A 24,729-nucleotide genomic window follows, 5' to 3' on the forward strand; every position below is an offset into this window, starting at 1 on the left:
GGTTTGCGGGGTGTGAGCCGCATGGATGCGGCGACCAAGCCCCCATGGACGGGTTTACGGCGTCCCCGCAAACCCACAGTGCCCCGCCATCCCTCAGTAAACCCGCTGTTGCTGTTGCTGTTGCTGTTGCCGTTGCCGTTGCTCCAGCTTCAGCCTCTGCGGGTGCAGGGCGCAGCCCTGCCGCAACCCCCTTACTTCTTTGCGCGCGGCTGGTTCAGCGGTTCCATCGCGCGGAAGCGCTGGCTGTACTCGTCGGTCAGATTGCGCGCTTCCTGGCTGTTGCGCACGATGCTCGGGGTCAGCAGCACGATCACCTCCGAACGACGGCTGGTGCGGCTCTTCTGCCCGAACAGCGCGCCCACCACCGGAATCCGGCTCAGGCCGGGAATGCCGCTGCTGCCATCGGTGGCCGTATCGGTGATCAGGCCGGCCAGCATGATGGTGTCGCCACTCTGCACCGCCGCTTCGGTCGACAGCTTCTTGGTGGAAATGCGCGGGTTGCAGTTGCGCTCCTGCGGGTTGCAGTTCTCCGGTACGTTCGAGGCGCTGCTCACTTCCTGCACGATGTCGAGGAACACCGTGCCGTCGCGGGTCACGCGCGGGCGCACCTTCAGGATCACGCCGGTGTCGATGTACTGCACCGAGCTGTAGCTGCTGGTGCCGATGCCGGTGTTCACCGTGGTGGTGTTGATCGGCACCTTGTCGCCCACGTTGAGCGTGGCCTCGGCGTTGTTGCGCACGAACACCGAAGGGGTCTGCAGCAGGCGTACATCGGTGACCTTGTCCAGCGCGCTCACCACCGCCGCACCATTGTGGCCGGTGAACGCCCAGCCCAGGCCTTCGCCACCGGTCGCGGCACCGGCGAAGCTGCTCCAGGAGCCACCCGCTGCTGCCGGCAGGGTCACGCCGCCCAGGGCTCCCGTCAGTGCGCGCCCGGCCACGGCGTTGTCGAAGAACCAGTTCACGCCGTACTTCAGGTCACCGTCCAGCGAGACTTCGGCCACCTGCGCTTCGATGTGCACCTGCAGCGGCATCACGTCCAGCTTCTCGATCACCTCGCGGATCGAGCGCCAGGCCTGCGGGGTGGAGCGCACCAGCAGGGTATTGGTTTCCTCCACCGCCGACACGCCCACGCGATCGCCATCCACTTCCAGGCTGACGCTGACGTTGCCGGACTGGCGCTGCGGCAGGTTCATGCTGCCGTTGCCGGCACCACTGGAACCGCTGCCCGGGGTCGAGCCGAAACTGCTGTTGTTGTTGCTGTCCATGCCACGGTCGCCGTCGCTGCCCAGCTGCGACGGCATCGCACCCGGGGCCAGCGAGGCCGGGCTGGAACCGCCACGGTTGCCGCTGCTGGCGAAGGCTTCACTGAGCCGTTCGGCCAGGTCACGCGCCTTGATGTAGCGCAGCTCGTAGGAGAACAGGCGGGCACTACCACCGGCCGTATCAATGCGGTCCAGCCACTGCTGGATCTGGTCCAGGTAGCGCACCTGCGGGGTGATCACCAGCACCGCGTTGGCGTTTTCCAGGGGCAGGAAGCGGAACATGCCGGCGCTGGGCGTCTTGCTCTCCTCGCCGAACACTTTCTCCAGGTCGGCAGCCACCTGTTCGGCCTTGCCCGACTGGATCGGGAACACGCCCACCGACATGCCCGACAGCCAGTCGACGTCGAAGATCTCGACGGTGCGCATGTAGTTTTCCAGCTCGGCGCGGGTACCACCCAGGGTGATCACGTTGCGGCCGCTGTCGACGTTGACGATGGCATTGGGCCGCGCATACGGCTCCAGTACCTTCTTCATTTCGGTGGCGGAGATGAACTGCAGCGGGATGACCCGTACCTCGAAGCCTCGCGCACTGGCAGCGGGCGCCGTGCTCGGCGCGACCGTACCGGCCAGCGCCTGGTCGGCGGCGACGATGTTGTAGCGGCCACCGCTGTAGACCATGCGTGCGTTGTTCCAGCCCAGCACCATCTCCAGCAGGTTCAACGCCTGCGCCGGCGACACCGGCTTGGGCGTGGCCAGGGTGACCGTGCCCTGCACCCCCGGTGCGATCACGTAGTTCTGGCCCAGCATGTCACCGAGGATGGCCTTGACCACCGCATGCACCGATTCGCCTTCGAAATTGAAGGTTGCTTCACCGGTGCTGGCGCCATGCAGTGCCGGTGCCGGTGCGCGTGCTGCTTCGCGGTTGATCATGGTGCCGGTGCCACGGCGGATCACTGCCTGCGGAGCGCCCTGGGCGTCACGGGCAGCATCCGCGGCGACATTGGCCGCCTGGCCGGCCTCGGCAGTGGGCGACAGATTGCCCTTGCGCTGCACGTGCGGCGCGGACACGGTGCTGCAGCCGACCAGCAGCGCGAGGGCAAAGGACCAGGGAAGGAAACGCAGGCTCATGCATTCACTCTATCGGTTGGTGCCATCGCCCGGGGGCGGCGACGGTTGTTGCTGCTGTTGTTGTTGCTGCAGCTGGCGGCGACGGGCCTGGATGCGTTCGCGGATGGCCTGCATCTGCGCTTCGCTGGGGCCGTTGTTGGTGGCAGGCGGTGTGGCGGCCGCCGCAGCCGAGGGCGCGGGCGTACTGGCAGCAGGCGACGGCGATGGAGTTGCCGCAGCCGGCGGCGGTGTCGGCGGAGCACCTGCCGGGGGCGGCACAACGATCGCACCTGCCGGCGGCGCACCGTTGGCGCCGCGCAGCACGGTCGGCGGCTCACCGCCCTGGCCGTTGAAGACCGCCAGTTCCAGCACCTGGTTGCCACCGGGGCCGATCACGGTGGCCTGGCGCGGCTGCAGTGCCACCAGCTGCCAGCCGTCGACGGCTTCACCGTTGAGGCGCAGGCGCAACGAACGGTTCTGTTCGGTGGTGAAGGTGGCCATGCCGAAGTCGCCGGTCAGCAGCACGCCGGTCAGGCGCAGCGCGGCGCTGGCGGCAGGCTCGCTGCCACCGAGCAGGTAGGGCTTCGGCCTGCGGTCCTCGGCGAACAGCGGTCGCTCGCCGATGGCACTGTAGCTGTCGGCGCTGGCCATGCGTTCTGCGGCCAACGGCGGCAGCACCGGCAACGAAGGCACTGCATCGGCATCGCCATCCGCACCTGGCAGCTGGCTGCCCAGGCCGAAGCCGGTGGCCAGCCAGACCGCTGCCGCCCAGCCGGCCAGTGCCAGCAGGAAACCGGTGCGCAGGCTGATCTGCTCAAGCTTCATCGGCCACCTCCTGCCCCTCTTCCGGCACAGCCGGTGAGGGTGCCGGTGCAGCCGAAGGCGGTTGCGGCGCCGCGCCCGGCTCGGCTGCAGGTGCCGGCGCAGCGCCATCGGCAGCGGCACCGGGCAGCAGGTAGCCGGCCAGTTCGAACGACACGTCCAGGCCCAGCCCGGATTCATTCGGCGACTGCTGGAAGCGCTGCGCGATCAGGTTGAGGTTGTCGACGAACAGGCGCGGGCTGCCGGTTTCCAGGCTGTGCAGCACCGTGGCCAGTTCGGCCACACCGCAACGCAGGCGCACCTGCATGGCAACGCGCACGAACTCGGCGTCACGACGGTTGTCGGTCAGTGGCGTGCGGTTGCTGATGGTGCAGCTGCGGTTGCCCGGGCTGGCCATCGCCACCGCATCCTGCAGCTTCGCGCCGAGCGCAGCGGCTGCAGCTTCGGCGGTGGCTTCACGCAGGAAGCCCGGCCGCTGCTGCAGTGCCTCGCGGGTGGCGCGCAGGCGTTGTTCGATCTGCGGCTGCTGCTGCAGCTGCGCCTGCACGCGCTGTTCGCGCTCGCGCAGGGCGGCCACGTCGGCATCGATTTCGCGCAGCGGCTGGGTGAACCAGGGGTGCACCAGCAGCAGGTAGGCCAGGCCCAGCACTGCCAGCAGCAGCGCCAGTGCCAGCCAGCGGTCACGGCGTGCGCTTGGCATCGGCATCGGCCGCCTCCCGGGTCGGGGCCGCAGCCGGCAACGGCTGCAGTTCGGCGGTCATGGTGAAGCGGTCACGGCCACTGGCGGCGCCATCGGCCTGCAGTACGCCGGTCAGATTGACCTTGCGCCACTGCGGCGCATCCTGCAGCAGCTGCACCAGCTGCGAGGCCTCGCGGCTCAGGCCGATCAGCTGCAGGTTGTTGTTCTCGATGGCCAGCTTTTCCAGGTAGGTGCCCTCCGGCAGGCGCCGGGTCAGTTCATTCCAGATTTCCACCGTTCCGGCGCGCTGGCTGCGCTGCTTTTCCAGGAATGCGGCACCATCGATCAGTGCCTGCAGCTGCGCGCGTTCGCTGGCGACACCACGCGCACTGCGCGCACTGCGTTCAACCTGCGCACGCAGCTCATCGGCGGCGGCACGGCGGTTGTCGAGCAGCTGCAGGGCCGCCAGCACCAGCATCACCAGCGCGGCCACGGCCAGCAGCACATTCCAGCGCCGCGTCGGATCCACCCGCAGCTGGCGCTGCCCCGGCGGCAACAGATTCACCTGCAGGGGGTCACCGTGGGCGTCGATGGCATCGACACCGGCCAGCGCATCGGCCCACTCGCCCACGCTGGCGCGCCACGCTTCAAGCTGGCGCAATGGCCAGGCAACCAGTTCGATCTGCAGCTGGCCTTCGGCCGCGCTCCCGAGTTCACGCACGTCATAGCTGACCTGGCTGGATTCGAACGGCGTCTGGCGGTCGATCTCGAAACCGACCACGGCGCGCAGGCGGTCGGCCGCAGCCGCAGGCAGGCGCAGATGACGACGCAGTACTTCGCTGGCCGGCAGCAGCCACGCCCGCGGCAGGCTGCGCAGTCGCGGTTCCAGCACGCGGTCCAGTTCGGCCGGCGACAGCGGCCACGGCACGCTGGCCACCGCTTCGCGGCGCTCACCGGCCTCTCGCCAGACCTGCAGCTGGTCACCCTGGCGCTGCAGCAGCAGGCGCGCCTGTGCCCAGCCCAGTGCCCACTGCCAACGCGCCGGCACCCAGGCCAGCAGCGATTGCCGCCACCAGCGCAGGAAACGGCCGGCGCCAGGCCCGATCCGGCCCTGCACCTGCCGCACACTTTCCTGCCATGCCGTCATCTTGCTGTCATTCCCTGCTCCCAGCGAAGCACTGTGTAGGACCGCCCGGGAACCCCGCCCGAGCCATTGCGTACCACTGCCTGCAACACCGACCGGCGTCCACTGCCATCGGTTGCACGAGACTCGATACTATAGGTGCCGCTGCTGCTGGCAAGCGTTGTCGCACCGCCAGCGGTATCTGCGTCACGCTCCTGCTGCGCGCGCTGCGCCAGCACGGTATCCGCATCCAGGCCCAGTGCGGTCAGCACCGGCGCGCTGGCGAACTGGGGATCCGGGCGCGCCTGGCGGCTGTACAGGGTCAGGTGCGGCAGCATGGCCTTGTACAGCGGACCGCGCATCCCCAGTACCCGCTGCAGTTCGCCGAGCGTCTCGAAACGCTTGTTGCGCGGGCCATACGGCAACCCGGCCGCCGCATAGTCCGGCGCTTCGGCGCCACCACCCGGCTGCAGCAGGCTGTCTTCATCACGCCAGTCGACAATGGCGCCGGCCATCTGCCGGGCCGCCCCTTCGTCTTCGCCGAGCGCCTTGAGGAACGCGGTCAGCAGGGTCACGTCGGCCAGGTTCAGGTTGATCTTGCCGTTCTCGTCCAGCACCTTGATCTCGATGCTGGCGTCATCGAACTGCCAGCGGTAGGTGCGGCCATCGGCACGCCAGGGCGCCCGCAGCGGATCGGCGGACAGCCGCAGCAGCGCGTACTCCAGGCCGGCGCGCGCCCGTTCCTGGCCGCGTGCGTCGTCATCCAGCACCCGCTGCTGCAGATGCTCGACCCGTGCGCTCAGCGCGAACGCACCGACCAGCGCGGTCATCAATGCGATCAACCACAGCACCAGGACCAGTGCCGCACCGTGTTGCCGGTTCATCGCGCGCCTCCGCTGCCGCCAGCGCGCGGTGCCACCACCAGCGTGGGCCAGGGCGCCCCCTTGGCGGGCACGATCTGGATCTCCACCAGCATCGGCAGACGACGGGTATCGTCCCAGCGCGGCATCCAGTCGCTCATCTGGCCGGTACTGGCATCGATGCCGCGATAGCGCAGCTGCACCGACTTCAGGTTCTCCACCAGCACTTCCGGTGGGCGCGGCGGATTTTCGGCGATGCGCTCGCCTTCCTGCAGCAGCACCAGGTCCAGCAGCAGGCGCTGCTGGCCATCGCGGCCGTCCACCTGCAGCGCGTGCAGGTAGGCTCCGCCACGGCCGAGGTAACCCGGGAGATCAGCGGCGAACATCATGCGCTGTTCTTCGCCCTGGAAGAAGATCGGTTCGCGGGTGGGATCGGGGACTTCCAGCGGCGTGCGCAGCGCACCGGCCAGCTGCCGCCGCAACAGGGCCTGCACCGCGCGCATGCGCTCACTCTCGGCCGCAATCTGCTCGCCACGCTGGCTGACCGCCATCGCCGAGCGCACGCTGGCGAACGCCAGCGCCAGGCCACCGGCCAACAGCACCGTGGCCAGCATCACTTCAACCAGCGTGAAACCTGCAGCACGGCGCGTCATCGCGCACGCTCCAGATCCGGCGGCAGCAGGCGCAGGCTGCGCCAGCGCAGCTGCTCGCGTTCGCTGTCACCCCAACGCACCTGCAGCTGCAGTTCGGCCAGCCAGGGGGCACCGGCTGACTGTGTCTGCACGACGCTGCCTGCACGTGGCTCCACCCACGGCTGCACCTGCAGTTCCCAGTGGTAGCGTCCCTGCTCCCAGTCGCCCTGCTGGCTGCCCACCTGCAGCGGCGTGGCGACGCCGGTTTCGGCCAGCAACGACTGCGCATGCAGTATTGCGCGCGTGCGCAGTTCGGCCTCACGCACCTGCCTGGCGCCGCCTGACAGGCTGCCCAGCAGCAGGGTCAGCGCCAGCCCGAGCAGGGCAAAGGCGATGATCACTTCCAGCAGGGTGAAGCCGCGGGCGCGCCGCTTCATTGCGCCCGCCAGGGGCCGGAGCGGACCTCACCGGTCAGCCAGCCCACGTCGATGCGCCACTCGGCATCATCACGCTGCAGCCGGATGCGACCGCCGCTGGAGCCGCCGTCGGGATGGAACTCGATCACGCCCTGCCCTGGCGCGGTGGCCAGCTGCGCGGCGCCTTCGAACTGCACCTGCAGCTGTGCCGGCACGTCGCCGTGGCGCTGGTTGGCGCCTTCCCAGCGCCGCTTGGCCGGCTCGATGACAAAGCGCTGCGGTTCGCCGCGGGCGATCGCCTGCGCGCGCACCACGCGCAGCTGGTTGGCGATGTCCTTGCCGGCGCTGCGCAGCTGCATGCCGGCGAAACCGCGCGACAGGCCGGCAGCGGTGATCAGGCCGATCGCGGCGATCAGCGCGATCACCAGCAGCATTTCCAGCAGCGACAGGCCCGCTGCGCGCCTGCCGGGCAGGCGCGGGCGTGGCAACCGGCGCGGCAGGAAATGCGACATGCCCGGTTACGGCTGGTAGCGGATGTCAGCGTCGACGCTGCTGCCGCCGGCCTTGCCGTCCTTGCCCAGGCTGATCAGCTCATACGGCTGGCCTTCGCCCGGCGTGCGGTACTCCAGCGCATGGCCCCACGGATCGTTCAGATCGGCCGGCTTGGCATACGGGCCCAACCAGCCACCGACGCCAGCCGGTGCAGTCACCAGATCATTGAGCGAGCCGGGCAGCTTGCCGGTATCGATCTGGTAGTTGTCGACCTTGGATGCGACGGTCTGCACCTGTGCCTTGGCGATGTTGGCCTTGCCGCGGTCGGCGCCACCCAGCACGCGGCTGGCGACCAGGGTCAGCACTGCGCCGATCAGCACGATGACGATGATGATCTCCAGCAGGCTCATGCCCGACTGGTTGCGCGCGGCGGTGAAGGAAAGGCGGATCGGTCGACGGGAAGCAATCATGGTCGGTCCTTTCAGTTGCGGAGTGTCGGGGTTGCGTAGGGATCCATCGTCAACCGATGGCATTGGTCAGGTCGTACAGCGGCACCAGCACGGCGACGATCACCGCGCCGACCACCGAGGCCAGTACGAGGGTGATCGCCGGCACCATCGCCGCCAGCAGGCGGTCGATGCGCCGGGCGCTGTCCTGTTCGAAAGTATCGGCCGCTTTCAGCAGCATGGTATCGAGTGCACCGGATTCCTCACCGACCTGGATCATCTGCAGCGCCAGGCGCGGGAAACGCTTGCCGCGCGACAGTGCCAGCGACAGGCCGGTACCGTTCTTCACTTCATCCGCGGCAGCTTCCACATCGGCGGCCAGCGCGCGGTTGCCCAGTACGTTGCGGGCGATGCCCAGGGCACCCAGCAGCGGCACCCCATTGCGCAGCAGGGTGCCCAGCGTGCGGGCCAGCCGCGCGGTTTCCAGTTCACCCAGCAGGCGGCCGATGCTGCGACGCTGCAGCAGCCAGCCATCCAGCGCCAGCCGGAAGGCCGGTTGCCGTGCCTTGCGTTCGAAGAACAGCGCAAGTACTGCCGGCACCACCAGCAGCAACACCCACCAGTCACGCACGAACAGGCCCAGCTGCAATACCGCGTTGGTGAACCACGGCAGCGCAACATCCAGGCTCTCGTACATCTGCGCGAACTGCGGCACCACGTAGCCGAGCAGGAACAGCAGCGCACCGCCCACCACCACCAGCAGGATGGCCGGGTACACCAGCGCGTTGATCACCTTGCCCTGCAGGGCCCGGCTGCGTTCGAGGTAGTCGGCCAGGCGCTGCAGGGTTTCGTGCAGGCTGCCGCCGGCCTCACCGGCACGCACCATGTTCACGTACAGGCGCGAGAACAACCCATGCTGGCGCTCCAGTGCGGTCGACAGCGGCGCACCACCGCGCACCACATCGCGGATGTCGGTGATCGCACGGCGCGAGCGTTCGTCTTCCGGCAGGCCGAGCAGGATTGACAGCGCGCGATCCAGCGGCTGGCCTGCACCGAGCAGTGTCGCCAGCTGCTGGGTGAACTGCAGCAATGCCGCGCCCTGCAGCGGCCGTTGGCGGAACAGGTTGCGCCAGGTACTGCCGCCGATCGCACCGCCATCGGCCAGCTGCGTTTCCATCGGCAGATGACCCTGGTCCTGCAGGCGCGCGACCAGTTCGGCCTCGCTGGCCGCTTCCATCTGCCCGTCGAAGATCTCGCCGTGCGGATTCAGTGCCTTGTAACGGTAGGTCGGCATGTCAGCCCCGGCGTCCTGCGCGCATCAGCTTTCCTCGGTGACACGCAGGACTTCCTCGATGGTCGTCTGGCCACTGAGGGCCTTGGACAGGCCATCTTCGTACATCGTGCGCATGCCCGCTTCGCGGGCGATGCGTTCGATCTCGCCCATGCCATCGCGGCGCATCACCGCGCGCCGCAGCGCATCGTTCATCACCAGGAATTCCATGATGGTGGTGCGGCCGAGATAACCGGTCGGCGCCAGCGCGGAGGGCTTCGGGCGATACAGGTGGATCGGCCCTTCCGGCTGCAGGCGGCGCAGCTCGAATCGTTCGATTTCCTCCGGCGAGGCCTCATAGCGCTCGGCGTGGGTCGGTTCCAGCCGGCGCACCAGGCGCTGGGCGAGGATGCCGTTGATGGTGGACGTGAGCAGGTAGTCTTCCACGCCCATGTCGAGCAGGCGGGTGATGCCACCCGCTGCGTTGTTGGTATGCAGGGTGGACAGCACCAGGTGGCCGGTCAACGCCGACTGGATCGCAATGCGCGCGGTTTCCAGGTCGCGCATTTCGCCGATCATGATGATGTCCGGATCCTGGCGCACGATGCTGCGCAGGGCGTTGGCGAAGTCCAGGCCGATCTGCGGCTTGGCCTGGATCTGGTTGATGCCCTCGATCTGGTATTCCACCGGGTCTTCGACCGTGATGATCTTGACGTCGGCGGTATTGAGCTGGCTCAGCGCGGTATACAGCGTGGTGGTCTTGCCCGAGCCGGTGGGGCCGGTCACCAGCAGGATGCCATGCGGCTGCTCCAGCACCTTGCGGAACTGCGGCAGGAACGCATCGGTGAAGCCGAGGCGGTGGAAATCGAACACCACCGTTTCGCGGTCCAGCAATCGCATCACCACGCTTTCGCCATGCGCGGTCGGGACCGTGCTCACGCGCAGGTCCAGCTCCTTGCCCTGCACGCGCAGCATGATGCGGCCATCCTGCGGCAGGCGGCGCTCTGCGATGTTGAGCCGGGCCATGATCTTGATGCGGCTGATCACCGCCGCGGTGAGGTTGGCCGGCGGGCTTTCGCCCTCCACCAGTACACCGTCGACGCGGTAGCGCACCTTCAGCCGGCTCTCGAATGGTTCGACATGGATGTCCGAAGCGCGCAGCTCCACTGCACGCTGGATCACCAGGTTGACCAGGCGGATCACCGGCGCTTCCGAGGCGAGGTCGCGCAGGTGCTCGATGTCATCGACCGCACCGCCCTCGCCATCGGCGGTTTCGACGATCGCGCCCATCGCGCTGCGGCCCTGGCCGAACCAGCGCTCGACCAGGTCATCGATCTCCGCACGCATGCCCAGCACCGGCGTCACCGGCACGCCCAGTGCCAGCTGCACCGCCTGCTGCGGGTAGGGATCATGGGCGTCGGCCAGCCACAGCCGTACGCCCTGTTCATCCAGGGCCAGCGGGCAGACGTGGAACTGCTTGAGGAAGCGCAGTGACAACGGCAGGCCTTCCGCCAGCCCTTGTGGCGGTGCTTCCGGCAGCTGCTTGCCTTCCAGCAGCGGCAGGCCCAGCACTTCGGCGCTGGCCTGTGCCTGGTCACGCTCGGACACCAGCCCCAGCCGCACCAGCAGGCCCAGCAGGCTGCCGCCGGCCTCTGCGTGCAGCGGCCGCGCACGTGCCAGATCGCCTTCCTTCAGCCGGCCGCGCGCCAGCAGCGCATCCAGGATGCGGCCTTCAGCGTTGTCGGCAGCGGCGGTAGCAGCAAGCGCGTTCACATGACTCTCCTGTCAATCGGCTCGACTTTAACAGTTAAGCCATGATTTCCGCCGCCCCTCCACCACCTTTCGTAAAAAGACGAAGCCCGTCACACGGGATGACGGGCTTCGGCCATTCAATTACGACAGTTCCAGCTTACTGCGTGGCAAGGATGCTCACGCCGTTGTAGGCCGCTTCGCCGACTACCTTGATGTAGTAGGTACCGGCCACCGGCTTGTTCACCCGCACCGTCTCGGACGTGCCCGGACGGGTCGACTTGGCGTCGTTGTCGCTGGCGCTCGGTTCACGCCCCTGCGCGATGTAGACCGAGACATTGCCGGTGCCACCGTAGGTGATCACGCTGAGCTGCTTGCCGGCGACGGCTTCGAAGCTGTACAGGCGGCTGCTGGCGGCGGCACCGTTCAGGCCACCGACGGCGGCCTTGTTGGTCAGCGGCGTGGCCACCGGCCCGCAGTTCTCGGTGCACGGTTCTTCCAGTGCCTTGGCCAGCGCGGCCTTGGCATCGAGAATACCGGTACCGATCGGGGTCGCCGCCGGAATGGTGACCGGGAACGGACGTGCGGTTTCCTTCAACAGGGTACGCATCGCGGCCGGGGTCAACGGATCCTTGCCCTTGGCGATCAGCGCGCTCTGCACCAGTGCGGCAACGGCGGCCACATGCGGCGAGGCCATCGAGGTACCGCCCATGCCCATGTAGCCCGGCGTGCCCGATTCCGGCGTGGTGGCCGCATTGGAGCCGGTCTGCCAGATGTAGCCGCCCGGGTTGCCGTCCACACTGCCACCGCCACCCGGACCTGACAGGTCCACGCGGGTGCCGTAGTTGGAGTAGTAGGTGATGCCACCGGTGATGCGGGTGGCACCCACGGTCACCACGCCTTCGCAGCTGGCCGGCTGATACTTGGACGCGTTGTCGGCTTCATTGCCGGCCGCCACCACCACGGTGGTACCGCGCGAGATCGCGCCGTTGATCGCGTCCTGGTAGGTGCTGGCGCAGGCGCCACCGCCACCCAGGCTCATGTTGATGATCTCGGCCGGATTGGTGTTGGCCGGAATGCCGGCCACCGTGCCACCCGACGCCCAGACCACCGCATCGGCGATGTCGGACAGGTAGCCACCGCACTTACCGAGCACGCGCACCGGCAGTACCTTGGCCTTGTAGGCGACACCGGCCATGCCGACGCCGTTGTTGGTCTGCTCGGCCACGGTGCCGGCGACGTGGGTGCCGTGCCAGGAACTGTCCTCGGCCAGCGAACCGTCATAGCACTCGTTGTCATTCTCGACCCAATCACCGTAGTCCTGCGCACCCGGCACGCGATCGTTGGTCGGGCGCCGCGAGGTCTCCGCGTCGCTGATGAAGTCATAACCCTCCAGCAGGTTGCCGACCAGGTCCGGATGCTGCGGCAGGATGCCGGTATCGATCACCGCCACCACGATGCCCTCACCCTGCGAGACATCCCATGCCGCCGGTGCGTTGATGCCGCCGACCGCATTGTGCAGATGCCACTGGTTCTGCTGGTAGAAGGGATCGTTCGGCACCAGCGCCGGCTGTACGTTGCCGGCACGCAGTTCGGTGCGGCGCAGCTTCACGTCGGCTTCGGCGTACTGCACCGACGGGTCGGCCTTCAGCTCTTTCAGTACGCGCTGCAGTTCGGCCGGGGCCAGGCGGCCCTGCACACGGATGAGGTCCGCCCCGGTAGACAGCTTGCGGACCACCTGCGGGCCGAGCGTGCTGGCGCGGGATGTGCCGCCGGAGAGGCTGGCACGGGTCAGTGCGGACTGCACGGTGGACAGCTTCGCCGAGCGGTCAGTGGCGGCAGCAGCACCGGCCCGGTACTTGACGATGATGCGCTCGGTTCCCGGCTGGGCGGTGCTGGCCTGGCGCACCGGTTCACGGGTCGGCAGTCCAGCGGCGTGGACGGCACCGACAGCCGTCATCGACAGCACGGCGGCGGCAAGCACATTGATGCGAAGGTTCTGCTTCTTGATCACGTCGAATTCCTCTTCTGGGTCATGGATCGAACCAACACTGCGGCCATCATTCCTTGACGACTCCCGGCCGGCCCAGCCGGGATTGCCGTGACCTCCCCCCAGGCCCTCACTGCAGGTGCTGCGCCGGCGTGGGTGGCCACCGGCGCGATGGAGTGGCTTACCAGCCGAAGCCGGCACCGACGCCAACCGAGCTGTCGTCGCTGCTGAAGGCACCACCGAAGGTCACCGTGGCGCGATCGCTGATCGCACGCTGGTAGCCCAGCGACAACGCCGACTCGCCGCCCTGGAAGCCAATGCCGACGCCGACCCGGTTCTGGGTGCGGATACCGGCGGCACTGGTGGCCATGTTGAGCATCGCCGCGCTCATCGCCCCCTGGCGGTCGATGCGGCGATCCATGTGGCGCAGGCGTCCGTCGATTTCGCCCTTGAACACATCGAAGCTGTCGGCGACGGCCTGGACGCGGCTGTCGGTGTAGCTGTTGGCCGTGGCCATGCCACGGTCGAGCTGGCCCTTGTTGACCGCATCGGTGGCCGTGGTACCGGCCGCCACGTTGGTGACCTGGCGCTCGTTGCCTTCACTGCCCACCGAGACCGTGTTGGCACGATCGGCAACCGAGCCCTGGCCCAGTGCCACCGCGTTCGCCGCGGTGGCATTGGCGCCCTGGCCGATGGCGGTGGACGAAGCACCGCTGGCGACCGCGCCCTCGCCCATGGCGACGGCATTGAAGCCCGTCGCGGGAGTGCCGACCGGAATCCCGGCACCGGCGGCGGCAGCGGTCGGCGTGCCCTGCACGCGCGCGGTGCTGGCCGGTGCCGCGTCGGCCGTTGCAGGTGCATCGGCGGCGCTGGCCAGCGGGCTGTCATCCAGCGGGGTACTCATTGCGCGCAGGCTGGCAGTCCCGGCACGCGTGCCACCGGCGGTGCGGCGGTCGATCTCGCTGACCTTGCGGTCCAGCGCGCCGAGCGCATCGCCGACATTGCTGTAGGTGGCGCCCTGGATCACATAGTTCGGCGCCACGAACACACCCTGCATGCCAACGCTGGCACCACCGCCGAGGAAGCTGGCGGCATCACTGAGCGACTGGAACAGCTGGCCGCCGTTGATCGCCTGGCGACTGCCCGCAGCGATGCTGCCGGCACCGACGTTGTCGATGGTGGTGCCCTGGAAACCGGACAGGGTCAGGCGGTCACGGCTGGCGTCGTCATAGCTGACCGCGCTGGCCGCCGTGGTTTCCACGGTGGCGATGCGCGAATCGAAATCACCGACGCGGGTTTCCACCGCGCCCACCCGCTGGTTGGTGACGTTGAGCTGCGAACCGGTGATGGCATCGCTGCTGCCGGCGGCGATGCGGCCATCGGCCACATTGACGATGCGGCGCGTGGCCGGACCATCGGTGCCATTGCCACCGCCGACCGACACCACGTTGGCATCGAGTGCACGCGAACCGGCACCCAGCGCCACCGAGTTCGCGCCCGATGCGCCGGCGCTGGTGCCAAGTGCCAAGGCACCGTTGCCGATGGCCATCGCATTGGCACCCAGGGCATTGCTGCGTGCGCCGCTGGCAGTGGCTGCCGAACCGATCGCGGCGGCATCGCTGCCGTTGGCACTGGCGGTACCTGCGCCGGTGGCCTTGACGTAGCGGGCCGTGCCATCGGCGGTCGCCGCGACCGCATCGAGCTGGCCACGATTGACCGCATCGGTGCGCTCGGTACCGGCAGCGACACGGGTGATCTGACGATCACTGCTCGCGCTGCCGACCGACACAGTGTTGGCACGGTCGGCGACCGAGCCCGCGCCCAACGCCACGCTGCCTGCGGCACTGGCGGTGGCACTCACACCTACCGCCGTGGCATTGGCGCCGGTTGCCTTGCTGCCGTAGCCGGCCGCGGTACCCAGGCGACCGCTGGCCTCGGCATAGCTGCCCAGCGCAGACGCACCATCGGCCGAGGCATTGGCGCGGAAACCACTGGCCTGTGACTGGGTGCCGCTGGCTGTGGCCTGCGCACCGCTGGCGGTACTGTAGGCACCCTTGGCCTGTGCACCGGCGCCGGTAGCACTGGCGCCGAGTTCGCTGGCGCTGGCGCCACTGCCCACGGCTACGCTGTCGACACCTCCGGCCTGCGCCGCGTTGCCGAGCGCCGCCGCATTGTTGCCGGTGGCCAGCGCATCGAAGCCCACGGCAGTGGCATTGGCGGCCATGGCATTGGCGCCACTGCCCAGCGCGGTGGCGCCGTTGCCGATGGCGTTGGCCGCATTGCCGGCAGCCAGTGCGTTGTCGCCGTCCACCAGTGCACCGGCTTCGCCATCGGCATTGCCGCTGGCCTGGAACTGCCGGCTGGTCTTGTCGGCGACGCTGGCGACCGCATCCAGCTGGCCCTTGTTCACCGCATCGGTGGCTTCAGTGCCCGCCGCGACGTGGGTCACCTGGCGCTCACCGCCGGCCTTGCCGACGGCTACGGTGTTGTCACGGTCAGCCTTGGAGCCAGCACCGAGCGCGACGCTGTTGCTGCCATTGGCAGTGGCGTTGGCCCCCAGCGCGGTGGCGCTGCTGCCTGCCGCCCACGAGTTCCAGCCAATCGCGGTCGCGTAGTCTTCGGTGGCCCATGCACCGGCGCCGAACGCCGCCGCACCGGTCCCACTGGCACGCGACGGGATCAGGCCGAAGAAGGTGCTGCCGCCGATGGCCACGCTCTCCTCGCCACTGGCCTCGCTGGACTGACCCACGGCAACGGCACCGGTACCGGCCGCCGCGGCACCGAAGCCGACTGCAGTGGTGTTGGCACCGCTGGCCGCCGAGCCATAGCCCAGGGCGGTGCCGAGGCGGCCGCTGGCTTCGGCGTAGCCACCCACCGCGGTGGTGCCATCAGCCGAAGCCGCGCTGCGGAAACCGCTGGCGAGCGCCTGCCCGCCGCTGGCATTGGCTTCTGTACCTGTGGCCGTGCTGTAGGCGCCGCTGGCCTGTGCACGCGCCCCCACCGCGCTTGCACCAACCTCGCTGGCGCCGGCACCGCTGCCCAGGGCCAGGCTGTCCTCGCCGGTGGCCTGTGCCGTGCTGCCCAGGGCAGCCGCGTTGCTGCCGGTGGCCAGCGCATCGATGCCCACGGCGGTGGCGTTGGCGGCCAGCGCATTGGCACCGCTGCCGAGCGCGGTGGCACCGTTGCCGATCGCGTTGGCCGCATCACCGGCCGCCAGCGCGTTATCGCCCTCCACCAGCGCGCCGGTTTCACCGTCGGCGTTGCCACTGGCCTGGAACTGCCGGCGGGTCTTTTCCGCTGCCGCGGCGACGGCGTCGAGCTGGTTCTTGTTGACCGCATCATTGCCCTGCGTGCCATCGGCCACATTGGTGATCTGGCGGGTGTTGCCACCGCCGCCCACCGACACGGTGTTGTCGCGATCGGCGATCGAATCGGCACCCAGCGCCACGCTGTTGGCACCGCGCGATTCGGCGGCATTGCCCAGCGCGGTGCTGTTGATGCCGCCCGACCAGGCACCACCACCCACCGCGGTGGAGTAGTTGCCCGAGGCCTCGGTGGCCAGCACGCCGAACAACGAACCACCCACGGCGACGCTGTTGGTGCCGGTCGCCAGGCTGCCCTGGCCGGTGGCGGTGCTGTAGGCGCCGGAGGCTTCCGAATCGCCACCCACCGCCACACTGTTGGATCCGGATGCATTGGCGAAGTTGCCGAACGCGGTGGCATTGAAGGCCGAGGCCTGTGCATAGCCACCGATGGCAGTGCTGTAACCGCCGCTGGCTTCGGCACCGATACCGAAGGCCGCCGACGCCGTACCACTGGCCACGCTCTCGCTGCCGACAGCGGTGGCCGCGTCGCCGCTGGCATTGCTGAAGTAGCCCACGGCCACGGCTTCTTCGCCGGACGCTTCGGACAGCACGCCATTGGCAGTGCTACCGGCGCCGCTGGCGATGCTGGCCGCACCGAACGCCGCGCTCTGCTCGCCGCTGGCTTCGCTTTCCGCACCCTGCGCGGTGGCGTACTCGCCCGTGGCCTGTGCGTTGGCACCGACAGCGCTGGCGTTGGCCGCGGTTGCCAGTGCATTGAAACCCAGCGCCTGTGCGTTGCTGGCCAGCGCGTTGGCGCCGCTGCCCAGTGCGGTGGCGCCATTGCCGATGGCGTTGGCGGCATCACCGGCCGCCAGTGCGTTGTCACCCTCCACCAGTGCACCGGCTACGTCGTCGCCGTTGCCGGTGGCCTGGAAGAAGCGGCTGGTGGTGGTGGCGGTGGTCGCAACCGCATCCAGCTGTGCCTTGTTCACTGCGTCGGTGGCCTGGGTGCCCGCGGCGACGTTGGTGACCTGGCGTTCGTTGCCGCTGCTACCCACCGATACCGTACGTGCACGACTGGCAACCGAACCGGCACCGAGCGCGACAGCGTTGCTGGCGCTGGCGTTACTGCCGGCGCCAAGCGCGATCGCGCTTTCACCACCGGCCACTGTATTGGTGCCGATGGCGATGCTGTTGATGCTGTTGCCCAGCGCCTGGAAGCCCAGTGCCACGCTGTTGTCGCCATAGCCGAAGGCACCGCGGCCGACCGCCGTGGAACTGGCGCCGTTGGCCCAGCTGTTGTAACCGATGGACGTGGCGCCGCTGCCACTGGCCCACGCCGCATTACCGAACGCCGAGGCATTGGTGGCGGTGGCCCATGCACCCGAACCGAATGCTGCTGCACCACTGGCAGTGGCCCAGCTGTAGCCGCCTACTGCGGTGCTGTCATCGCTGCTGGCGAAGGCGCTGTCGCCGACCGCGACCGCATAGCTGCCGGTGGCGCGCGACTTGCCGCCGGCGGCGAAGCTGTTGCCACCACTGGCCTTGGCCGCGTTGCCGAAGGCGCTGCTGGCAGCCCCGGTGGCCTGCGCGCCACTGCCCACCGCAGTGGCATCGGCGACGGCAGTGGTGCCCACCTGCTGTGCCGTGCCATCGGCACCGATGATCGGCTGGTTGAACTCGTCGTAGGCTTGGCCGAGGCCACCGATGGCGACACCGCCATTGCCGGTGGCTGCGCTGTTGCGGCCCACGGCCACGCTGTCATCGCCGATGGCCGACGCAGCCGCGCCATGGGCTACTGCGCCGGCGCCGATCGCATTGCTCGACGAACCGGCGGCGACGGCGCCCTCGCCCTCGGCCAGCGCGCCGGCATCGCTGTCGGCTTCCGGCTGTGCCTGGAAGAAGCGCGCGGTGCGGTCGGCGGTGCTGGCCACGGCATCGAGCTGCGCCTTGTTCACTGCATCGGTGGCTTCGCTGCCCGCAGCAACGCTGGTGATCTGCCGCTCGTTGCCTGCACTGCCAACGGCCACGCTGTTGGCACGCACCGCTTCGGAGTTCGCGCCAAGCGCGACGCTGTTGGCGCCGCGTGCGGTGGCGTAGTAACCCACTGCAGTGCTCTGCGCACCGCTGGCCCAGGTCTGCGCGCCCAGCGCACTGGCGTTCTCACCCGGTGCATAGGCGAAGTAGCCAACAGCGGTGGCTTCAGCACCGGAGGCTTCGCTCAGGCTGCCGTTGGCCACCGCACGATCGCCACTGGCGATGGCGCCGGCACCGACGGCGGTCGCGGCTTCGCCGCTGGCCTGGGTCTGCACGAAGAAGCCCAGGCCGGGAATCAGGTCGGCCGGGCCACCGATGGCGACGCTGCTGGTGCCGGTCGCATTGCTCTGGGTACCCAGTGCGGTGGAATAGTCGCCGATGGCATTGGCCACCGCACCGAACGCGGATGCCTGCGCGCCGGCCGCATAGGCACCCACACCGTAGGACGACGCCGCAAATCCGCTGGCTTCGGCACTGGCGCCCACCGCGGTGCCACCGACGCCTGCGCTGGTCGCGCCGGTCTCCACCGGTACGCCGCCACTGGTGATCAGCGGGTTGCCGTCGGCATCCACCGCAGCACCACCCACGGCAACGCTGCCTGGACCGTTGGCCTGCGCGTTGTTGCCGAACGCGGCACTGTTCTGGCCCGAGGCCAGTGCGTTGTTGCCCACGGCGGTCGCGTTCTGCGCGACGGCCGCTGCCCCTGCACCGACGGCCGTGGTGCCGTTGCCGAGGGCATTGGCGGCCTCGCCGGCCGCCAGTGCATCGTCACCTTCGGCCAGTGCACCGGCATCGCTGTTGCTGCTGCCGGTGGCCTGGAAGCGCTTGGCGGTGGCATCGGCCACGGCGGCCACGTCCTTCAACTGGCCGACATTGACCGCATCGTTGTCTTCGGTGCCTGCGGCAACGCTGGTGATCTGCCGGGTCAGGCCGTATTCGGCGGCACCGACTGACACGGTATCGACGCGGTCGGCCAGCGAACCCGCGCCCAGCGCCACGCTGCCGGTGGCAACCGCAGCGGAATTCGAACCCAGCGCGGTGCTGTATTCACCGACAGCAGTGCTGAACGCACCGACTGCGATCGACGCTTCGTTGGCGGCGGTGGCGCCGCGGCCCAATGCGGTGCTGCCCGGGCCCATCGCCACGGCACCGCCGCCGACAGCGGTCGCGCCATCGGCAGTGGCTTCGGACAAGGCACCCAGTGCGGTGGCCGCGCCATTCTCGCTTGCGGCATAGGCACTGGCGCCGACGGCGGTGTCACCAAGACCGAACGCGGCAGCACTCTGCCCGACCACCACGCTGGCGTCACCGATCGCCAATGCGCCCTGGCCGAACGCGCTTGCGCCCAGGCCCGCGGCAATGGCCTGGGTACCGATGGCGGTGGTGGCGTTGGCCAGCGACTGTGCACCCGCACCCGCCGCAACCGCGCCCTGTCCGTCGATCTTCGCCGCGTCGCTGTCATCACCTGCGCCGTCGGCCTTGAAATAGCGGTTTCCATCTGCGGCGACATCGGCCAGCGCGGCCTGCGTGGCGCGCGCCTGCGCATCCAGCTGTGACTTGTTTACCGCATCGGTGGCCTGGGTGCCTGCGGCAACATTGGTGATCTGGCGTTCCTTGCCGGTATCACCCACGGACACCGTGTTGGCCCGTGTGGCCTTGGAGCCGGCGCCCAGCGCTACGCTGTTGGCGGCAGTGGCGCTGCTGTTGCTGCCGATCGCCACCGCGTTGCTGCCCTTGGCGCTGGCCGAGCCTTCGATCAGGCACTTTTCGAGCAGCTTGCCGCTGAATGCCACGCAGGTGGCGCTGCCGCCGATCTGCACCGACTGTGCTGCGGCGGTGCCGCTCATGCCCAACCCCAATACCAGGCCCAGTGCCACCGCCAGCAGTGCGGGCGTGGCCTGCGTCGCATCGCGGCGCTGGTCGACGACCCCACCACTGCTGCTGTCGGAGGAAGCCAGTTCCGAGGCCACCACCAACTGACCCAATGCTTTGTTCCAGACCTTGCGATAAATCCGATTCATCGGTACGGCTCCTGATTGGACTGGTTTTGGGCAAAGCAACGCCACCGCTGGGCTTTCCGGCCCAACGTCCCCTGGGGGCGTTTATTCGCGTGATTTACTGCGGGGTATTGCCGAACGGCGCGCAGCGACAGAAAACCGAGCGCGTGCGCCAACCGGTTACTGCGAAATGAATGATTCTGAAACGGGGTTCAAGTGTTAACGGCAACTTTCCAAATCGTCAAGACTTTGACACGACAAATCCTATTGCCGTGAAGCAGTTCACCCTTTCACCTGTTTATGAAAGTGTTTTGTTAGGCAAGCGTGACGAAGTTCCGCCGCATGAAAATCGATGTAACTAGCGGTCGGGACAGGAGTTTCACGCGCGCATAGAAAAACCCGCCGATCAACGGCGGGTTTTTCCGTACGCAGCGGCATTGCGGCCTGCGCAGAACGCTGCGATCAGCCGCACCATACCCGCGCGTTGCGGAACATGCGCATCCACGGCGAGTCACCCTGCCACTCGGCCGGCGCCCAGCTCATGTTGAGCGCGCGCGGCGTGCGTTCCGGGTGCGGCATCATGATGGTGACGCGGCCGTCGCTGCTGGTCAGGCCGGTGATGCCGTCCGGCGAACCGTTCGGGTTCAGCGGGTACTGGCTGGCCACGTTGCCGTTGCCATCGATGTAGCGCAGCGAAACGCGAGCGGCTGCCTGGTCGACGGCATTGTCGAACACGGCCTGGCCTTCACCATGCGCCACCGCCACCTGCAGGCGCGAACCAGCCATGCCACGCAGCAGGATCGACGGCGACTCCACCACTTCCAGCAGCGCGGTACGGGCTTCGAACTGCTCACTGGCGTTGCGGCGGAACTGCGGCCAGTGCTCGGCGCCCGGAATGATGCCCTTGAGCTGGCTCATCATCTGGCAACCATTGCACACGCCCAGCGCGAAGCTGTCCTCGCGCGCGAAGAACGCGGCAAAGGCATCACGCAGCGCACTGCGCTCCAGGATCGAGGTGGCCCAGCCGCGGCCGGCACCCAGCACGTCGCCGTAGCTGAAGCCACCGCAGGCGACCAGGCCGGTGAAGTCCTGCAATGCCACGCGGCCTTCGATCAGGTCGCTCATATGCACGTCGAAGGCGCGGAAGCCGGCACGTTCGAAGGCGTTGGCCATTTCGATCTGGCCGTTGACGCCCTGCTCGCGCAGTACCGCCACGCGCGGACGCGCGCCGGTGCTGATGAACGGGGCGGCCACATCTTCATTGAGGTCGAAGCTGAGCTTGGGCTTCAGGCCCGGCGCAGTGAAGGCACGGGCGATCTCGCGCTCGGCATCGGCATTGGCCGGGTTGTCGCGGCGCTTCTGCATCGCGTGGGTGACCGACCACCAGGCGTCGAACAGCGCTTCCCAGCGCCATTCGGCCAGGTTCTCGCCGGCCAGCGACACGCGCACCACCGGTGCGGTGGTCGGCTTGGCGATGCGCTGTGCACACTCGATCAGTGCATGGCGCTCGACCAGGTCGGCAAAGGCGGCGCGGTCTTCGCGGGCGATCTGCACCACCGCGCCCAGCTCTTCATTGAACAGGCTGCGGAACGGATCGTCGCCCCAGGCATCGAGGGTGATGTCCAGGCCCAGCCGCGAGGTGAAGGCCATTTCGCACAGCGCGGCGAAGGCGCCGCCGTCGCTGCGGTCGTGGTAAGCCAGCAGCAGGCCGGCCTGGCGCGCATCGCGGATCAGCTCGAAGAAGCCACGCAGGCGCTGCGGGTCGTCCAGGTCCGGTGCGGCGCCGGCGAAGGCCGGCAGGTCGCCGTGGTCGGCATGCACCTGCGCCAGGATCGAACCGCCCAGGCGCTGCTTGCCGGCGCCGAGGCCGATCAACCACAGCTCGCTGTCCACATCACGGTCGAGCAGCGGGGTCAGCTGCTGGCGCACGTCGGCCACCGGCGCGAACGCCGAGATCACCAGCGACACCGGCGACACGCTCTTGTGCGCTTCGCCCTGGTCGTGCCACTGCGCCTGCATCGACAGCGAGTCCTTGCCGACCGGGATGCTGATGTCCAGCTGCGGGCACAGTTCCATGCCCACCGCCTTCACCGCGTCGTACAGCAGCGCGTCTTCGCCGGGGTGGCCGGCCGCGGCCATCCAGTTCGCCGACAGCTTGATCTCATCCAGCGCATCGACCGGGGCCGCGCACAGGTTGGTCAGCGCTTCGCCCACCGCCATGCGTGCCGAAGCAGCCGCATCAAGCAGGGCCAGCGGGGTGCGCTCGCCGATCGACATCGCTTCGCCGGCCACGCCGTCGAAGTCGGCCAGGGTGATCGCCACGTCGGCCACCGGCAGCTGCCACGGGCCGACCATCTGTTCGCGCGCGGTCAGGCCACCGACGCTGCGGTCACCGATGGTGACCAGGAAGTTCTTCGAAGCGACCGTCGGGTGCGCGAGCACGCGCAGGCCGGCTTCCTGCAGGTCCAGGCCGCCGGTCTTCAGCGCCGGCCAGCGCGGTGCCGGCGGGTGCGCGGTGTCGCGGTGCATCTTCGGCGGCTTGCCGAACAGCACGTCCATCGGCAGGTCGATCGGCGCATCGGCCGGGGTGTGGCCCGGCACGGCGCCGTAGGCGACCACCAGGTGCTCTTCAGCGGTGGCCACGCCAACGGCAGCGAACGGGCAGCGCTCGCGCGCGCACAGCGCGGCGAACTCGGCCAGGCGCTCCTGGGCCACGCCGAGCACGTAGCGTTCCTGCGATTCGTTGCACCACAGCTGCATCGGCGACAGCGACGGGTCATCGGTGGGCACCTTGCCCAGGTCGATGACACCACCGACGTTCGAGTCGTGCAGCAGTTCGGGGATGGCATTGGACAGGCCACCTGCACCGACGTCATGGAAGAACTTGATCGGGTTGTTGGCACCCATTGCCACGCAGCGGTCGATGACCTCCTGGCAGCGACGCTCCATTTCCGGGTTGTCGCGCTGCACGCTGGCGAAGTCCAGGTCCTCGGCGCTTTCACCGGAGGCCACCGAACTGGCGGCGCCGCCGCCCAGGCCTATCAGCATCGCCGGGCCACCGAGCACGATGACCGCATCACCGGCCTGCAGCGGGATCTTGTCAACCTGTACGCGATCGATCGCGCCGAGGCCACCGGCCAGCATGATCGGCTTGTCGTAGGCGCGGACCAGATCGGCGCCTTCCGGCAGCTCGAAGCTGCGGAAGTAGCCGAGCAGGTTCGGGCGGCCGAATTCGTTGTTGAACGCAGCGCCGCCCAGCGGGCCGTCGGTCATGATTTCCAGTGCCGGTGCCATCCGCGGGTTCAGCGCGCGCGGCGCTTCCCACGGCTGCGGCAGTTCCGGAATGCGCAGGTGCGAGACCGAGAAACCGGACAGGCCCGCCTTCGGCTTGCCACCACGGCCGGTCGCGCCTTCGTCGCGGATCTCGCCACCGTTGCCGGTCGATGCGCCCGGGAACGGCGCGATCGCGGTCGGGTGGTTGTGCGTTTCCACCTTGATCTGGAACGCGCTGGGCACCTGTGCTTCGCGGCGGTATTCGCCACTGGCCGGGTCCGGGCGGTAACGCGAGGCCGGATGGCCTTCAATCACCGCCGCATTGTCGCTGTACGCGCTGAGCGTGTGCTGCGGGGTCTGCTGGTGGGTGTTCTTGATCATCCGGAACAGCGAGCGGTCCTGCTCCTGACCGTCGATGGTCCAGCTGGCGTTGAAGATCTTGTGCCGGCAGTGCTCGGAATTGGCCTGCGCGAACATCATCAGTTCGACGTCGGACGGCGCGCGGCCCAGCGCGGTGAAGCGTTCGCGCAGGTAGTCGATCTCGTCCTGGGCCATGGCCAGGCCGAGGCGCTGGTTGGCGGCCTCCAGCTGGTCCACCGGCACGCGTTCCAGTTCGCCACGGGCCGGCGCCGAGAACAGCGCCTGGCCCTGCCCCACGGTCTCCAGCACCGACTGCGTCATCGGGTCGTGCAGCGCCTTGACCAGCGCCTGCTGGGCGGCGGCATCGGCCGGCCAGCCCTGCACGTCGATGCGCAGGCCGCGCTCGACCCGGCACACCGGCTGCCCGGCACCACGGACCAGCTCGGTGGCCTTGCTCGACCACGGCGACAGCGTGCCCAGGCGCGGCACCACGATGCGGCTGACCGCGCCTTCGGCCAGGGCCTCGGCCTGCGGCGCAGCTTCGAGGATGCGGCACAGCGTGGTCAGGTCGGGGGCGGCGCTGCCTTCGGGCTGCACGAAGTAGACGTGCCAGGCACCGCTGATGCGCAGGGAGGGAGCGATGGACTGCAGGCGGGATTCAAGACGTTCGCGGCGGAACGGCGACAGGGCGGGCGCGCCCTCGAGGACCATCATGTCCGGGGAACCGTAGTTGGGAAACGGGCCCGACATTGTACCGGAAGCGGGGGGTGGGCTTTGGCCGGGCGGCGCCCGGCACCCGCCGAGGCCAGGGCCGAAGCAACGGCAACGGCCCAAGCAAAAGCGGGGTTCCCGTGGGATGGCGGGGGGGGGGGGGGGGGGGGGGGGGGGGGGGGGGGGGGGGGGGGG

General features: G+C 68.8%; 14 protein-coding genes. All 14 read right to left on the reverse strand.

The genetic code is table 11. The annotated features are described in order from the left end of the window. Positions 1-191: 191 nt before the first annotated feature. Entirely contained in the window at positions 192-2,393 is a 2,202-nt protein-coding gene (gspD, locus tag ACTJJM_RS19590) for a type II secretion system secretin GspD (protein ID WP_440865902.1), read from the reverse strand. Between the two features lie 9 nt (positions 2,394-2,402). Next, positions 2,403-3,197, reverse strand: a complete 795-nt coding sequence (locus ACTJJM_RS19595; protein WP_010482014.1) for a hypothetical protein — start codon at positions 3,195-3,197, stop codon at positions 2,403-2,405. Further along, positions 3,187-3,900 carry a type II secretion system protein GspM gene (gene gspM, locus ACTJJM_RS19600; protein WP_010482015.1) on the reverse strand — a complete coding sequence of 238 codons (714 nt, stop codon included), beginning with the start codon at positions 3,898-3,900 and terminating at the stop codon, positions 3,187-3,189. The genes ACTJJM_RS19595 and gspM overlap by 11 nt, the downstream gene beginning before the upstream one ends. Continuing rightward, positions 3,875-5,020 (reverse strand): PilN domain-containing protein, encoded by a 1,146-nt coding sequence (locus ACTJJM_RS19605; RefSeq protein ID WP_049453378.1) that lies wholly within the window; start codon positions 5,018-5,020, stop codon positions 3,875-3,877. The genes gspM and ACTJJM_RS19605 overlap by 26 nt, the downstream gene beginning before the upstream one ends. Then, the gene (locus ACTJJM_RS19610) at positions 5,017-5,880 is read right to left on the reverse strand and encodes a general secretion pathway protein GspK (protein ID WP_010482023.1); all 864 of its coding nucleotides are present in this window, start codon (positions 5,878-5,880) and stop codon (positions 5,017-5,019) included. Before ACTJJM_RS19610 ends, ACTJJM_RS19605 begins: the two co-directional genes overlap by 4 nt. Next, positions 5,877-6,509, reverse strand: a complete 633-nt coding sequence (locus ACTJJM_RS19615) for a type II secretion system protein J (protein WP_010482024.1) — start codon at positions 6,507-6,509, stop codon at positions 5,877-5,879. Before ACTJJM_RS19615 ends, ACTJJM_RS19610 begins: the two co-directional genes overlap by 4 nt. After that, positions 6,506-6,925, reverse strand: coding sequence for a type II secretion system protein XpsI (gene xpsI, locus ACTJJM_RS19620; protein WP_010482027.1), 420 nt, complete (start codon positions 6,923-6,925; stop codon positions 6,506-6,508). Before xpsI ends, ACTJJM_RS19615 begins: the two co-directional genes overlap by 4 nt. Continuing rightward, entirely contained in the window at positions 6,922-7,416 is a 495-nt protein-coding gene (xpsH, locus tag ACTJJM_RS19625; protein WP_010482028.1) for a type II secretion system protein XpsH, read from the reverse strand. Before xpsH ends, xpsI begins: the two co-directional genes overlap by 4 nt. A 6-nt stretch (positions 7,417-7,422) precedes the next feature. Beyond that, positions 7,423-7,866 carry a type II secretion system major pseudopilin GspG gene (gene gspG / locus ACTJJM_RS19630; protein WP_010482031.1) on the reverse strand — a complete coding sequence of 148 codons (444 nt, stop codon included), beginning with the start codon at positions 7,864-7,866 and terminating at the stop codon, positions 7,423-7,425. A gap of 49 nt (positions 7,867-7,915) precedes the next feature. Further along, a complete protein-coding gene (gene xpsF, locus ACTJJM_RS19635) occupies positions 7,916-9,136 on the reverse strand; it encodes a type II secretion system protein XpsF (protein ID WP_057504182.1) in 1,221 nt (406 codons plus the stop codon). A gap of 24 nt (positions 9,137-9,160) precedes the next feature. Further along, entirely contained in the window at positions 9,161-10,885 is a 1,725-nt protein-coding gene (gene gspE, locus ACTJJM_RS19640) for a type II secretion system ATPase GspE (RefSeq protein WP_043402652.1), read from the reverse strand. Between the two features lie 136 nt (positions 10,886-11,021). Then, a complete protein-coding gene (locus ACTJJM_RS19645) occupies positions 11,022-12,875 on the reverse strand; it encodes a S8 family peptidase (RefSeq protein WP_019338022.1) in 1,854 nt (617 codons plus the stop codon). 157 nt (positions 12,876-13,032) lie between these two features. Then, positions 13,033-20,214, reverse strand: coding sequence for an ESPR-type extended signal peptide-containing protein (locus ACTJJM_RS19650; protein ID WP_440865903.1), 7,182 nt, complete (start codon positions 20,212-20,214; stop codon positions 13,033-13,035). A gap of 438 nt (positions 20,215-20,652) precedes the next feature. Beyond that, positions 20,653-24,537, reverse strand: coding sequence for a phosphoribosylformylglycinamidine synthase (purL, locus tag ACTJJM_RS19655; protein WP_197596022.1), 3,885 nt, complete (start codon positions 24,535-24,537; stop codon positions 20,653-20,655). Between the last annotated feature and the right edge of the window lie 192 nt (positions 24,538-24,729).

The organism is Stenotrophomonas sp. 22692, from assembly GCF_052045015.1.
Taxonomy (GTDB): Bacteria; Pseudomonadota; Gammaproteobacteria; order Xanthomonadales; family Xanthomonadaceae; genus Stenotrophomonas; species Stenotrophomonas geniculata.

Excerpts from the sequence above, each read along its gene's own strand:
- gspD (WP_440865902.1), bottom strand. The coding sequence starts at position 2,393 with ATGAGCCTGCGTTTCCTTCCCTGGTCCTTTGCCCTCGCGCTGCTGGTC.
- ACTJJM_RS19595 (WP_010482014.1), bottom strand. The coding sequence starts at position 3,197 with ATGAAGCTTGAGCAGATCAGCCTGCGCACCGGTTTCCTGCTGGCACTG.
- gspM (WP_010482015.1), bottom strand. The coding sequence starts at position 3,900 with ATGCCGATGCCAAGCGCACGCCGTGACCGCTGGCTGGCACTGGCGCTG.
- ACTJJM_RS19605 (WP_049453378.1), bottom strand. The coding sequence starts at position 5,020 with ATGACGGCATGGCAGGAAAGTGTGCGGCAGGTGCAGGGCCGGATCGGG.
- ACTJJM_RS19610 (WP_010482023.1), bottom strand. The coding sequence starts at position 5,880 with ATGAACCGGCAACACGGTGCGGCACTGGTCCTGGTGCTGTGGTTGATC.
- ACTJJM_RS19615 (WP_010482024.1), bottom strand. The coding sequence starts at position 6,509 with ATGACGCGCCGTGCTGCAGGTTTCACGCTGGTTGAAGTGATGCTGGCC.
- xpsI (WP_010482027.1), bottom strand. The coding sequence starts at position 6,925 with ATGAAGCGGCGCGCCCGCGGCTTCACCCTGCTGGAAGTGATCATCGCC.
- xpsH (WP_010482028.1), bottom strand. The coding sequence starts at position 7,416 with ATGTCGCATTTCCTGCCGCGCCGGTTGCCACGCCCGCGCCTGCCCGGC.
- gspG (WP_010482031.1), bottom strand. The coding sequence starts at position 7,866 with ATGATTGCTTCCCGTCGACCGATCCGCCTTTCCTTCACCGCCGCGCGC.
- xpsF (WP_057504182.1), bottom strand. The coding sequence starts at position 9,136 with ATGCCGACCTACCGTTACAAGGCACTGAATCCGCACGGCGAGATCTTC.
- ACTJJM_RS19650 (WP_440865903.1), bottom strand. The coding sequence starts at position 20,214 with ATGAATCGGATTTATCGCAAGGTCTGGAACAAAGCATTGGGTCAGTTG.
- purL (WP_197596022.1), bottom strand. The coding sequence starts at position 24,537 with ATGATGGTCCTCGAGGGCGCGCCCGCCCTGTCGCCGTTCCGCCGCGAA.